3 protein-coding genes are annotated in these 13628 nt (G+C 75.2%); all 3 read right to left on the minus strand.

Annotated elements, in window-relative coordinates; genetic code table 11:
• Nucleotides 1-27 precede the first annotated feature (27 nt).
• Genes HTZ82_RS05225 through sbnA form a run of 3 tightly spaced genes read right to left on the minus strand, consistent with a single transcriptional unit; the run spans nt 28 to nt 13615 of the window.
• The gene (locus HTZ82_RS05225; RefSeq protein WP_175408082.1) at nt 28-852 is read right to left on the minus strand and encodes an ABC transporter permease; all 825 of its coding nucleotides are present in this window, start codon (nt 850-852) and stop codon (nt 28-30) included.
• Nucleotides 849-12596 (minus strand): amino acid adenylation domain-containing protein, encoded by an 11748-nt coding sequence (locus HTZ82_RS05230; RefSeq protein ID WP_175408083.1) that lies wholly within the window; start codon nt 12594-12596, stop codon nt 849-851. The genes HTZ82_RS05225 and HTZ82_RS05230 overlap by 4 nt, the downstream gene beginning before the upstream one ends.
• Entirely contained in the window at nt 12593-13615 is a 1023-nt protein-coding gene (sbnA, locus tag HTZ82_RS05235) for a 2,3-diaminopropionate biosynthesis protein SbnA (protein WP_175408084.1), read from the minus strand. The genes HTZ82_RS05230 and sbnA overlap by 4 nt, the downstream gene beginning before the upstream one ends.
• Nucleotides 13616-13628 lie beyond the last annotated feature (13 nt).

Genomic DNA, 13628 nt, shown 5'->3' on the forward strand with positions numbered 1-13628 from the left:
CCGGGTTCAGGGGGGGACGTGGGCCGGTCAGTGGCCCGCCGTGCGGTAGCGGTGGAGGGCCAGGGGGCAGGCCACCACGAACACCGCGGCCAGGGTCAGGGCGACCACGGCCACCGGGTGGGTGGCCGCGAAGCCGGCGCCCGTTGCCGCCGGGTTGCCCCACAGGTCGCGGCACGACTGGGCGACCGCGCTCACCGGGTTCCACTCGGCGACCGTGCGCAGCCCGGCCGGCAGGTTCTCGGGGGCCAGGAAGGCGCTGGACAGGAACGGCAGGACGGTGACCACCAGGGGTGTGAGCGAGCTGATGGTCTCCAGGCTGCGCGAGGCCAGGCCCAGCAGGACGCCCACCCACAGCATCACGTACGAGAAGGCGGCGAGGAGCGCGAAGCCTGCGGCGATCCCGGCGGGGCCGGTGTGCGGGCGCCAGCCCAGTAGGAGGCCGAACAGGGCTACCGGGACCAGGCCCGCGAGGCCGACCAGCCAGTCCGCGAGTGTGTGGCCGAACAGGACCGCGCCGCGCGATACCGGCATCGAGCGGAATCGGTCGATCACCCCGCCGCGCATGTCTCCGGCTACGGCGATCGCCGTCGGGCCGATGCCTGCCAGCCCCGCCTGCACGGCCACGCCCGCGAACAGGTACTCCTGGTAGGCGCCGCCGCCCGGCACGGTCAGCGACCGTTCCAGGAGGAAGCCCAGGACCAGCATGGTCAGCAGGGGGTTGAGCGTGATACCGAGGAACCGGCCGGGCGCCATGCGCAGATGGCGCAGCCGCCGGCCGGCCACCGCCGCCGTCTCCGCGGCCACGGCGGCCAGGCCGGTGTGGGAGAGGGTGGGCACTACGGCCGTCGTCATGCCTTTGCTCCTGTCGGCGCGCCCATGGCCGCGGTCAGGTGCAGCCGCTGGAGTTCGGCGGCCACGGCGGTGCCGATCAGCGCGAGCGCGTCCGGGTGCATCATGTAGTCGTGCGCGCAGGGCACCCGGTGGACGTCGATGCCGCCCGCGACGTGCGGTGCCCACACGGCGGTCCGCGCGGCGACCTCGTCGTCCGTCAGGTTGGCCGACGCCACGAAGAGCTGCATCCGCCCGCCGAAGGTGCGCGGCTCGTAACCGCCGATCAGCTTGCCGTTGTTGCGCATCGTCTCCAGCATCGCCAGGACGCGGTCCTCGCCGAGCCCCGCCATCGGGCTGTTGCCGCGCCGCAGGACGTCCACGACGTCCGCCGCCGTCAGCTCGCGGCCCGCGAACGCGCTCTTGTCCTCGCCCACCAGCTCCACGACCCAGCCCAGCAGCGTCTGGTCGTCCCCGACCTCCTCCTCCGGGGTGCGCGGGTACGAGTCCAGGTCCGCGACCAGGCCGACCTCGTCGCCGCCCTCCTCCAGCTGCACGGCGATCTCGTACGCCAGACAGCCGCCGAACGACCAGCCCAGCAGGTGGTAAGGCCCCTGCGGGCGCACCTGCTTGATGAGCTTCACGTACGCGGCCGCCATCTCCTCGACGGTCGCGTGCAGCGGGGCGAGTTCGGTGATGCTGGGCGCCTGGATGCCGTAGATCGGGTAGTCGTCCCCGACGTGCCGGGCGAGCCCGACGTACGGGAGCGCGAAGCCGACGCCGCTGTGCAGGCAGAACAGCGGGGGCCTGCTGCCGGTCGGCTTCAGGGTGACGACGGTCGCGAACGGGTCGTTCTCGTCGGGTGAGTCCGGTGAGCCGAGCTGTGAGAACACCTCGTCGATGACCGAGCCGCGCGGCGGGTCCTGCCGTACGGGGGCCTCACGCCGGTCGGCCTCGGCCGCGAGCGCGGCGACCGTCTGGTGGGCGAAGACGTCCGCGATGCTGATGTCGACGCCGGCCTTGCGGGCGCGGGCGACGACCTGCATGGAGCGGATGGAGTCCATGCCGTTGTCGAAGAAGTTGTCGTCGACGGAGAAGGTCTCGCGGCGCAGGACCTCCGCGACGACGCGGGACAGGACCTCCTCGCGGCGGGTGCGCGGGGCCGTAGCCTCGGCCGCGCCACCAGCCGCGCCACCAGCCGCGCCACCGGCCGCGGCACCGGATTCGGCACCGGATTCGGTGGCCTCCGCGGGGCGGAGTTCCGTCGGCTCCGCGGGGGCGAGCGTGCCGTCCTCGGTCCAGCGCGTCCGCTCGCCCGTACGGAACATCCGCGCGCCCGCCGGGCCGAACGGGTCGGCCACGAAGTGCGCGGCGGTCTGACCCGGCCGGCCCAGGTAGCCGCGGGCCACCAGCCCGCCGCCGAGGTACAGCTCACCGATGCCGCCGGGCGGCACCGGGGCGAGCCGCTCGTCCAGGACGTACGCCCGCGTGGGCCCCGCGGGGCGGCCGCCGGCGAAGGCGCCGGCCGGGACGCGGTCGTCGGGGTCGACGGTGTGCGCCCCGTCGACGAGCGCCAGGTGCCGCCCGCCGGGCGCGTCGATCCGTACCGTACGGCCGGAGACGAGCGGCGCGAACAGGCCGGCGACCAGGCCGGTGAAGCTCAGCGGCGCGGGCAGCGGCACGGCCGGAGCCTCCTCGGCCGCCTCGGCCGCCGCGCGGGCCACGTGCCCGGCGAGCGCGCCGTGCTGGACGACCGTGCCGAGGAGCCGCCCGTCGGCGTCCGCCGCGTACACGACGGCCGCCTGGTGCCCGGGCCGGGGAGCGACGGCGTCGGCAGGCCGCTCCGGCGCCTGAGGCTCCTCGTCCAGCGCGGGTGAGCCGAGCACCAGCCGGGGCGTGCCCGGCGGCATCTTGGCGGCGGCCCCCGGCGTGGTGACGACCGCGGCGGGGCGGGACTGCGCGGCGAGCGCCTCGATGCGGCCGGCCGGGAGCGCCGGGTCCAGCAGGGTGTACGCGGCGCCCGACTTGAGGACGGCGAGCAGGGCGACGGCCAGTTCGGGGCCTCGGGGCAGCGCGAGCGCCACGATCCGCTCGGGCGCGGCGCCGTGCGCCCGCAGGTGCCGGGCGAGACGCTCGGCCCGGTCGTCGAGGTCGCGGTAGGTGAGGGTGGTGTCGGCGGCCACCAGGGCCGGGGCGTCGGGGGTGCGCCGTACGGCGGCCTCGAAGAGCTCCGGCAGGGTGTCCGTCACCGTTTCGGGTTCCGTGGGATTCCAGTCGGTCAGCACGCGCTGCCGTTCCTTTCCGTCGAGGAGGTCGATGGCCGAGAGGCGTACGCCGGGGTCGGCGGCCACGGCCCGGAGCACCCGCAGCAGACGGTCGACGAGGCCTTCGGCCGTGGACCGGTTGAACAGGTCGGTGGCGTACTCCAGGACTCCGCGCAGCCGCCCGGCTCGGGAGCTGGAGCTGGAGCTGGCGCTGTCCCCGGATGCGCCGTCGGGTTCGTCGAACTGGAGCCGCAGGTCGAACTTGGTCATGCGCTGCGGCACCGGCTCGGCCGACAGCTCCAGGCCGGGCAGTTCGGGGCGCGCGCCGGAGTCCGTGTTCTGGAGGACCAGCATCACCTGGAACAGCGGGTGCCTGGCCAGGGAGCGGGCCGGGCGGAGGGCGTCGACGATCTGCTCGAAGGGGAGCTCCTGGTGGGCGTAGGCGGCGAGGTTGGTCTCCCGGACCCGGTCGACCAGGTCGCGGAAGGCGGGGTCGCCGGAGGTGTCGGTGCGCAGGACGAGGGTGTTGATGAAGGTGCCGATGAGGTCGGTGAGGTCCTCGTCCGTACGCCCGGCGATGGGGCTGCCCAGCGGGATGTCGGTGCCGGAGCCGAGCCGCGTGAGGAGCGTCGCGAACGCGGCCTGGAGCACCATGAACAGGGTCGCCCCGGAGTCCCGGGCGATGCCGGTGAGCGCCGCGTGCAGCGCGGGCTCCAGGTGGAACTCGACGCCGCCGCCGCTGTGCGTGGCGACCGGCGGCCGCGCGTAGTCGCGGGGCAGCGGCAGCTCGTCGGGCAGCCCGGCCAGGGCGCGGGTCCAGTGGTCGAGCTGGCCCGACAGCAGCGAGCCCGGGTCGTCGGCGGAGCCGAGCAGCTCCCGCTGCCACACCGCGTAGTCCGCGTACTGTACGGGCAGCGGGCCCCAGGACGGCTCCCTGCCGCCGGCGGCGCGGGCCCGGTAGGCGGCGGTCAGATCGCGCAGCAGCGGGCCGATGGACCAGCCGTCGAAGGCGATGTGGTGGAAGACGAGGAGCAGGACGTACGTCCCCGGGTCCTCCGCTGTCGTGAACAGGCGGGCGCGCAGCGGGGGTTCGGCGGTGAGGTCGAAGCCGCGCTCCGCCTCGTCCGCCAGGGCCTGCGGCAGCGCGTCCCGCGCGACCTGACGAGCGGTCAGTACGGGGTCGCCGGCCGGGGCGGTCAGGACGTGCTGGAGGGGCAGTTCGTCGGGCGCCGGGAACACGGACCTGAGCACCTCGTGGCGGGCCGCCAGGTCGTTCAGGGCGGCCTGGAGCGCCTGGACGTCGAGGGTGCCGGTGAGGCGGAGCGCGAACGGCACGTTGTAGGTGCCGCGGTTGCCGTTGCCCTGCTCCAGGCGGTTGGCGAACCACAGCCGCTGCTGCGCGTACGACAGCGGCGCCACGTCGCCCGCCCGGTCGCCCACCCGGTCGCCCGCACGGTCACGCGGCGCGAGGCGCGGCGCGGAGCGCGCCCCCGCGGCGCCGGACGCGCCCGCCGCCGCCTCCGCGACCCGTTCCGCGAGCCCCGCGACCGTGCGGGCCTCGAACAGCGCCCGGATCGGCAGGTCGACGCCGAGCAGGGCGCGGGCCCGGCTCACCACGCGGGTGGCGAGCAGCGAGTGCCCGCCCGCAGCGAAGAAGTCCTCGTCGGTGCCGACGCGGTCGACGCCGAGTATCTCCGCGAACAGCCCGGCGAGTATCTCCTCCACGGGTGTCCGCGGCGCCCGCCCGCCGCCGGCGGCGCCGCGTCCCGCGCTCTCGGGCACGGGCAGCGCCTTGCGGTCCACCTTGCCCTGGGTGGTCAGCGGCAGCGCGTCGAGCACGAGGAACGCGGACGGCACCATGTGCTGCGGCAGCACGTCCGCGACCTCGTCGCGCACCGCGTCCACCAGCGCGGAGCCGGCGCCCGCGGAACCGTTGGCCGCGGAACCGTTGGCCGCGGAGCCGGTGCCCGCGGAACCGGTGCCCGCGGAACCGGTGCCCGCGGCGTCGCCCGGGCCCTCCGGGACCAGGTAGGCCACCAGGCGCTTGTCGCCCGGGCCCGGTTCGTGGACGGTGACGACCGCCGCGGCGACCCCGGGGTGCGCGGCCAGGGCGGCCTCGATCTCCCCGAGTTCGACGCGGTAGCCGCGGAGCTGGATCTGGTCGTCGCTGCGCCCCGCGTAGTCGAGCTGCCCGTCGGGCAGCCACCGCACGACGTCACCGGTGCGGTACATCCGGCTGCCGGGGGCGCCGTACGGGTCGGCGACGAACCGGGCGGCGGTGAGGCCCGGGCGGCCGAGGTAGCCGCGGGCGAGGCCCCCGGCGACGTACAGCTCGCCGAGGACGCCGACGGGCGCGGGCCGCAGGTCGCGGTCGAGCACGTACACGCGGTGGGCTGCCGTGGGGCGGCCGATCGGCGGACGTTCGCCCGTGCGCAGCGGCCCGCCGACGGTGGAGGCGACGACGGCCTCGGTCGGGCCGTAGCCGTTGAACATCCGTACGCGCGGCGACCAGCGGGCCACGACCTCCGGCGGGCAGGCCTCGCCCGCGACGGCCAGGGTCAGCCCGGCCGGCAGGGCCGCCCCCTCGGGCAGGGCGCCCGCGACGACCGGCGGCAGCCCGGCGAGCGTGACGCCGCAGTCGTTGATGAGGTCCACGAGCGGCTGCCCGGGGTCGCGGCACTCGTCGTCCGCGATGACGAGGGCGCCGCCGTTGAAGAGGGCGAGGCCGAGTTCCCACGCGGAGGCGTCGAAGCTGAACGACGCGAACTGCAGGACCCGCGTCTCCTCGCTGAGCCCGAACCGCTCGGTGAGCGCCGCGACCATCGCGGCGAACCCGGCGTGGTCCACGACCACGCCCTTGGGCCGGCCGGTCGAGCCGGAGGTGTAGATGGTGTACGCGGCGTTGTCCGGGCGCAGGGGCGCGGTGCGGTCGGCGTCGGTGAGGTCGCCGGCCGGGAGGTCCGCCAGCGCGGCGGCGGTGGCGTCCCCGTCGAGCACGATCAGGTCGGTGCCGTCCCTGTCACCCCTGTCGTCCGTGCCGTCGGTACCGCCCGTGCCGTCCGTGTCGCCGGACGGCAGGTCCAGGGCCAGTTCGGCGACCGTGACCAGGGCGGCGGGGGCGGCGTCGGCCAGCATGTAGGCGATCCGGTCGGCCGGGTAGGCCGCGTCGATCGGCAGGTAGGCGGCGCCCGCCTTCAGCACGGCGAGGGCGCCGACGACCATGTCGGGGGTGCGCGGCAGGGCGAGCGCGACGAGCTGCTCGGGGCCGACGCCCCGGGCGGCGAGGAGCCGGGCGAGGCGGTTGGCGCGGGCGTTGATCTCCTCATACGGGATCTCCTCACCGTCGTACAGGACGGCGGGCGCCCCGGGTGTGCGGGCGGCCCACTGCTCGAACAGGGCGGTGGCCGTGGTGCGCGGCGCGGCGGTGATCCGGCCCGCCCAGTCGCCCAGGAGGGTGCGCCGCTCGTCGGCGGTGAGCACGTCGAGGCGGCCGACCGGTTCGTCGGGCCGTTCGACGGCGGTGCGCAGGAGCCGTACGAACCGGGCGGTGATCTCCTCGGCGCGGTCCCGGCCGACGGCGTCCGGCGCGTACTGGACCTGGAGGCGCAGCCGGTCGCCGGGGTAGACGGACAGCGCGAACGGGTACTCGGCGACGACCTTGGCGTGGCTGCCGTGGAAGGTGAACCCGGGTACGAGGCCGCTGAGGGCGCCGACGTCGGCCATCGGGTAGTTGTTGTAGGTGACGACGGTGTCGAAGAGGTCTCCGGCGCCGGTGATCCGCTGCACCTCGGCGAGGCCAAGGTGCTGGTGCTCGGCCATCGCGAACTGCTGCTCCTGGAGGCCGGAGAGGATGTCCGGGAGCGTGCGCGCCGGGTCGAGCACGACGCGTACGGGCAGGGTGTTGAGGAACGAGCCGACCATCGACTCGATGCCCGGGAGGTCGGCCGGCCGCCCGGAGTTGACGGCACCGAACACCACGTCGCGGCGGCCGGTGAGCCGGCCGAGCAGGACCGCCCAGGCGCCCTGGACGACGGTGTTGAGGGTGAGGCCGCGCTCCCGCGCCCAGGCGGTGAGCCGGGCCGTCAGGTCCTCGTCGACGTCCGTGAGGAGTTCGCCGGGGACGGTGCGGCCCGTGTCGCGGGCGGGCGCGGCGGACTGGACGAGCCGCGTGGGCTCGTCGACGCCGTCGAGCACGGTCTTCCACGCCGCCCGCGCGTCGCTCTCGTCACGCCCGGCCAGCCAGGCCGCGTACGTCCGGTACGGGGCGGCCTCGGGCAGCGCCGCAGCGGCGGCGGTGTCGTCGGCGCCGTCCGCGTACCGCGCGTACAGCGTGAACAGCTCCTGCGCGAACACGGCCATGGACCAGCCGTCGACGAGTGCGTGGTGCACGGACCACAGCAGCCGGTGGCTGCGCTCCCCCGTGCGGACGACCGTGAACCGGACGAGCGGGGCGCGCCGCACGTCGAAGCGGTGCGTGAGTTCGGCGTCCGTGATCCGGTCCAGTTCGGCGGCGCGCTCCTCGTCGGGCAGGCCGGTGAGGTCGAGTTCGCGCCAGCCGACGGCCGCCGTCTCCGGGACGGCCTGCACCCGGTCGCCGCCGCTGGGGCGGTCGGGGAAGCAGGCGCGCAGGTTGGGGTGGCGGCGCAGCAGCGCGTCGGCGGCGGCGCGCAGCGCGGCCGGGTCGAGGGGGCCTTCGGTGTCCACGCCGATCTGCAGCGTGTACGGGTCGACGTCGTCCGTGTCGTACTCGGCCGAGAACAGCAGGCCCTGCTGGAGCGGTGACGCGGGCAGGACGTCCGCGAGCGGGCCGATGGCGCGCTCGAACTCCTCGATCTCCTGCTGGCCGAGCCGGACCAGCGGGAAGTCGGAGGGGGTGCGGCCGTGGGCGGCGCCGGTGCGGGCGTGCGCGGTGAGGGCCTCCAGGGCGCGGAACCAGCCGTCGGCGAGTTCCTCGGCGTCCGCTGCGGTGAGCAGCTCGCCCGCGTACGCCCATTCGGCGACGAGGACGGGGCCTTCGGCGCGTTCCTCGGCGACGGACGACAGCTCCACGACGTGGCGCAGGGGTGTGTCGGGGTGTGCGCCGAGGCCGACGACGGCGTCGGAGCCGTCGAGTGACCAGTCGCCGGGGGTGCCGGTGCTCGGGGCGCCGAAGCGGCCGAGGTAGTTGAAGCCGATCTGCGGGACGGGGAAGCGGGCGAGTACGCCCTGGGTCTGCGGGTTGAGGTGGCGCAGGAGGCCGAACCCGATGCCGTGGTCGGGGAGTTCGCGCAGCCGCTCCTTGACCCGCTTGAGCGCGGCACCGACGTCGGCGCGGGCGTCGCCGCGGGTGTCCGCCCCGGTTTCGAGGCGTACGGGGAAGCTGCTGGTGAACCAGCCGACGGTGCGGGACAGGTCCTGCTCGTCGGTGAACTCCTCGCGGCCGTGGCCCTCGATCTCCACGAGCAGCCCGGCGTCCGGTGCGCCGCGGCGGCGCCGCCAGTCGGCGACGGCCAGGGCGAGGCCGGTGAGCAGGACGTCGTTGATGTCGGCGTGCAGCGCGGCGGGGGCGCCGGTGAGCAGCGCGGACGTCGCGGCCGCGGGCAGTTCGACGCGGAGGCGGCGCGCGGTGGTGTGCGTGTCGCGTGCCGGGTCGAGCGGGCGGGCGCCGAGCGCCGGGTCGTTGCCGGTCAGCTGGGAGCGCCACAGGGGCAGTTCGCCGACGCGGCGGTTGCTGCGGGCGTGCTCGGACAGCTCCCGGGACCAGCGCCGCAGCGAGGTCGGTACGGTGTCGAGGCCGGGGGCGCGGCCGGCGGCGGCCGCCTCGTACGCGGCCTTGAGGTCGGGTACGAGGATCCGCCACGACACGCCGTCGACGGCCAGGTGGTGGGCGACCAGGACGAGCCGGCCGGGCAGCCCGGGCCCCGGGTCGAGGTGCACGGCCCGCAGCACGGTGCCGCCCTCGGGGTCGAGGAGGGCGCGCGCGGCGTCCGTGTGGGCGGTGAGCTGCTCGGCGAGCGGGGTGCCGGCGGCCGCCGGGGCGTGGACGAGCAGGGCGTCGGCGCGCACCTCGCCCGCCGGGCGGACCTCCAGCGTCCACAGGCCCGGTACGGGCACGGTGAGGCGGAGGCGCAGGGCGTCGTGCCGGTCCAGGACGGCCTGGAGCGCGGCGGTGAGCAGCTCGGGCGTGGCGCCGGCGGGGACCTGGACGGCGACGTACTGGCTGTACTCGCGGGCGGGGCCGCCGAGGCCCGGTGCGTCCGGGACCGCGTCGAGGGGCGTCTCCGGGGCCTCCAAGGTCTCCCGGAGCTGGTGCGCGACGGGCAGCAGCTCGGTCTCGCCGGTGCCGTCGTCCGCGGCGGCCGCCGCGCGGGCGGCGGCGCGCGGCGGGGGCACGGCGGCGGCGATGGCGGCCGGGGTGCGGTGGTCGAACACGTCGCGGGCGCTGAGCGTGAGCCCGGCGCGGCGTGCGCGGGCGACGACCTGGATGGCGCTGATGCTGTCGCCGCCGAGCGCGAAGAAGTTGTCGTCCGGGCCGACGGCGGCCTGGCCCAGCACCTCGGCCATGGCGGCCGTGAGGATCTCCTCGGCCTGGCCGTTCGGCGCGGTCTGCTCGCGCTCCGGGGCGTGGAAGTCGGGCGCGGGCAGCGCCTTGCGGTCCACCTTGCCGTGCGGTGTGAGCGGCAGCGCGTCGAGCGCCACGAACCGGGCGGGCACCATGTACGCGGGCAGCCGCTCGGCCAGCAGGTCCCGCAGGTCCATGTCCGGCGACCCGACGACGTACGCGGTGAGGCTCTTGCGCCCGGCCGGGTCGGTGTGGACGGTGACGGCGGCGTCCTGGACGGGCCCGAGGGCGCGCAGCGCTGCCTCGATCTCGCCGAGCTCGATGCGGTGGCCGCGCACCTTGACCTGGTGGTCGCGGCGCTCCAGGAACTCGAACCGCCCGTCGGGGTGCAGGACGACGCGGTCGCCGGTGCGGTACATGCGGGTGCCGGGCGGCCCGTACGGGTCGGCCACGAACACGGAGGCGGTGCGCACCGGGTCGCCCAGGTAGCCGCGGCCGACGCCCGCCCCGGCGACGTACAGCTCACCGGGCGTGCCGAGCGGTACGGGGCGCAGCTCGTCGTCCAGGACGACGAGGCGGGTGTTCCGCACCGTACGGCCGATGGGGGCCGACGCGCGGCCGGCGGGGACGTCGCCGGGGCCGAGGACGGCGTGCGTGACGTCGTCGGAGCATTCGGTCGGCCCGTACGCGTTGACGAGCGGGATCGCGGGGAAGCGGGCGGCCCAGCGGTCGCACAGGTCGGCGGGCAGGGCCTCGCCGGTGACCATGAGCCAGCGGAGGGAGGGCAGGCGGGGCGTGACGCCGGTCTCGTCCCAGGCGTCGAGGGCGGCGCGCAGCAGGGACGGGACGACCTCCAGGACGGTGACGCCCTCCTCGGCGGTGAGCGGGAACAGCCGCTCGGGGTCGGCCGCGGTGGCCCGGTCGACGACGCGGACGCGGCCGCCGACGAGGAGCGGGGCCAGCATCTGCCAGACGGAGATGTCGAAGGAGACGGGCGCGTTCTGGACGAGCGTGTCGGCTTCGGTGAGGTCCAGGTCCTCGATCTTGGCGAGGAGGTGGTTGGCCATGCCGGCGCGGTGCACCATGGCGCCCTTGGGCCGGCCGGTGGAGCCGGACGTGAAGATCGTGTAGGCGAGGTCGATGTCGCCGCCGCGGGGCTCCGCGAGGGCGTCGCGCGGGTCCTCGGCGGTGTCGAGCCCGACGATCCGGGCGCCGGTGCGGGCGCGTTCGGCGACGCGGGCGGCGAGGTCGCGGTGCGCGTCGTCGGTGACGAGGGCGGTGGCGCCGCTGTCGTGCAGCAGGTCCGCGAGCCGGGCCTCGGGCGCGTACGGGTCGAGCGGGACGTACGAGCCTCCGGCGCCGAGCGCGGCGAGTACGGCCGTGATGAACCCGGCGCCCGGGGTGGCGAGGACGGCGGTGGTGCCGGTGCCGAGGCGCCGCGACAGGGCGCTGGCCCGGCCGGCGAGTGCCCGGTAGGTGAGTTCGCCGTCGTGGTCGACGACGGCGACGCCCTCCGGGTATGTGTCGGCGGCGCGGCGGACGCGGACGACGACGCCTTCGAACGGCGTGGTGTCGACGGGCCCGGCGCCGGCGGCGAGCAGGGCGCGCACGGTGTCCGCGTCGAGGGTGCTGATCCGTCCGAGCGGGGTGTCGGAGCCGGCGGAGACGAACGCTTCGAGGAACCGGCCGAGTTCGGCGGCGTGCTCGGTGATCTCGTCCTGGCCGTAGAGCCCGGTGTTGCCGCTGAGGTGCACGGTGGAGCCGCCGTCGGCGGAGTCGACGACGGTCAGTTCGAGGTCGTCGATGAGTCCGGTGGACAGGTTGTTGACGGTGACGTCGCAGGGCCCGATGGCCATGCTGGTCTGCTGCGGCAGGATGTTGACGAGCGGCCCGAACGGGCGCCGGTCGTCGCTGTGCAGGCCCATGGCGCGGCGGATGCGGCTGACGCGGTGCCGCTGGTGCTTGAGGACGCGCGTGAACTCGCGGGACGCCTGCCGCAGCAGCTCGCCGCGCGTGGTCCACGGGTCGATGCGCAGGGCGAGCGGCAGCGTGTTGGCGACCATGCCGGGGACGGCGCGCATGAGGGCGCCGACGCGGGTGGTGACGGGGACCGTGAGCAGCACGTCGCGCTGCCCGGTGCGGCGCTGCGTGTAGGCGGCGACGGCGGCCATGACGACGGTCGGCCAGGTCACGGAGGACTGCTGGGCCAGTTCGCGCAGGGCGCGGGTGGTGGCGGGCGGCAGCGTGAACGCGTCGCGGACGAAGCCGGGCCGGGGCTCGGACTCGCCGTCGGAGAGGCTGACCAGCTCGGGCGTGGCGGGGAACCGGGCGTCCCAGTAGGCGGCGTCGCGCTCGGCCTGGGGGGACTCGGTGTACGCCCGCTCGGCGTCGATGAGCGCGCTGAGCGGCGGCAGAACACCCGCGTCGAGGCCGTCGCCGTCCTCGCCGGTGAGCAGCGCGCCGTAGATCTCACTCAGCCGCCGCCAGAACACGACCTGGCTGTAGCCGTCGCACAGGAAGTGGTGGATGCACATGTAGAACAGCGCGCGGCCGTCACCGACGTGCAGGAGGGCGAGCCGGAACAGCGGGAAGTCGTCGAGCGTGAAGGGAGTGTCGAGGTCGCGCCCCATCCAGTCGCGCGCAGCGGCGAGAGGATCGGCCGCGTCACGGCAGTCAAGCTCGCGGTAGGGCAGCTCGGCCAGCGTTTCGACGCGCTGACCGGGTCGCCCACCCTCGTCATCGAGGACGAACCGGGAGCGCATGCACTGCGCCTCCTCGGCGAGCCGGGAGGCGGCGCGGCGGAAGAGGGCGGGGTCGAGCGGGCCGCGGATGTCGAGGTAGCCGGCGGTGTTGTAGGCGAGGCCGGCGCCGGAGAGCTGCTCGTCGAACCAGATGTCGGCCTGCCCGGCGGTGAGCGGCAGTTCCTGCGTCGCGGCCTCGGTGCGGTCGGCGGTGTCGGTCATGGGGTTCCCCTGCTCAGTAGGCTCGGGGCGCCGGGGTGCTCCGGGGCGTGGCCGTGGGGGCCCGCGTCCAGGACGCCGGTGCCGTAGATCTCCTCGACCCACTGGTCGTTGTAGATGGTGTCCAGGTAGCGGTCGCCCAGGTCGGGCGCGATCGCCACCGCGGTGAGGCCGTCGCCGCCGCCGCGTTCGTCCAGCCAGTGGAGGGCGCCGCTGACGACGGTCCCGGTGGAGCCGCCGAACAGGAAGCCGCGGTCGGCGAGGCTGCGGCAGACCCGCAGGGTGTCGGTCTCGGCGACGTGCACGACGTCGTCGACGTACGACTCGTCGAGGATCTGCGGGCGTACGCCGGTCCCGAGGCCCGGGATGGAGCGGGGGCCCGGCGGGGTGCCGAAGGTGACGGAGCCGACCGAGTCGATGGCGACGATCCGTACGGACGGCTTGGCCTGGCGGAGGTAGCGGGCGGTGCCCATGAGGGTGCCGGTGGTGCCGGCGCCGACGAACATCACGTCCAGCTCGGGGAAGCTCTTCAGGACCTCGGGCCCGGTGGTCTGGAAGTGGGCCAGCCAGTTGCCGGGGTTGAAGTACTGGTTGAGCCAGACGTGTCCCGCGCGGTCGGCGACGAGCCGCTGGACGTGCTGGATCCGTGCGCCGAGCAGCCCCTCCTGGGGATGCGGTTCGGTGATGACGTGGACCTCGGTGCCGAGGGCCTCCATGAGACGGCGGGCGCCGAGGGTGCAGCGGCTGTCGGTCACGCAGGTGAAGCGGTAGCCCTTGCTGCTGGCGAGCAGGCTGATGGCGACGCCCATGTTGCCGGACGAGCTCTCCACGAGCATGTCACCGGGGTGCAGTTCGCCGCTGCGCTCGGCCATGGCGATCATTTCGGCGGCGGCCTTGAGTTTGATGGACCCGGCGAAGTTGAAGCCCTCGCACTTGAGGTAGAGCGGACGACCGGAGATCCACTGGAGGTCGACGTAGAGGTCGTCGACGTTGAACTCCTGGGGGGCGGATATGACAGGCACAGGACGACTCCCA

The sequence above is a fragment of the Streptomyces sp. TRM64462 genome, assembly GCF_013362995.1.
Taxonomy (GTDB): Bacteria; Actinomycetota; Actinomycetes; order Streptomycetales; family Streptomycetaceae; genus Streptomyces.

Excerpts from the sequence above, each read along its gene's own strand:
- HTZ82_RS05225 (WP_175408082.1), bottom strand. The coding sequence starts at position 852 with ATGACGACGGCCGTAGTGCCCACCCTCTCCCACACCGGCCTGGCCGCC.
- HTZ82_RS05230 (WP_175408083.1), bottom strand. The coding sequence starts at position 12,596 with ATGACCGACACCGCCGACCGCACCGAGGCCGCGACGCAGGAACTGCCG.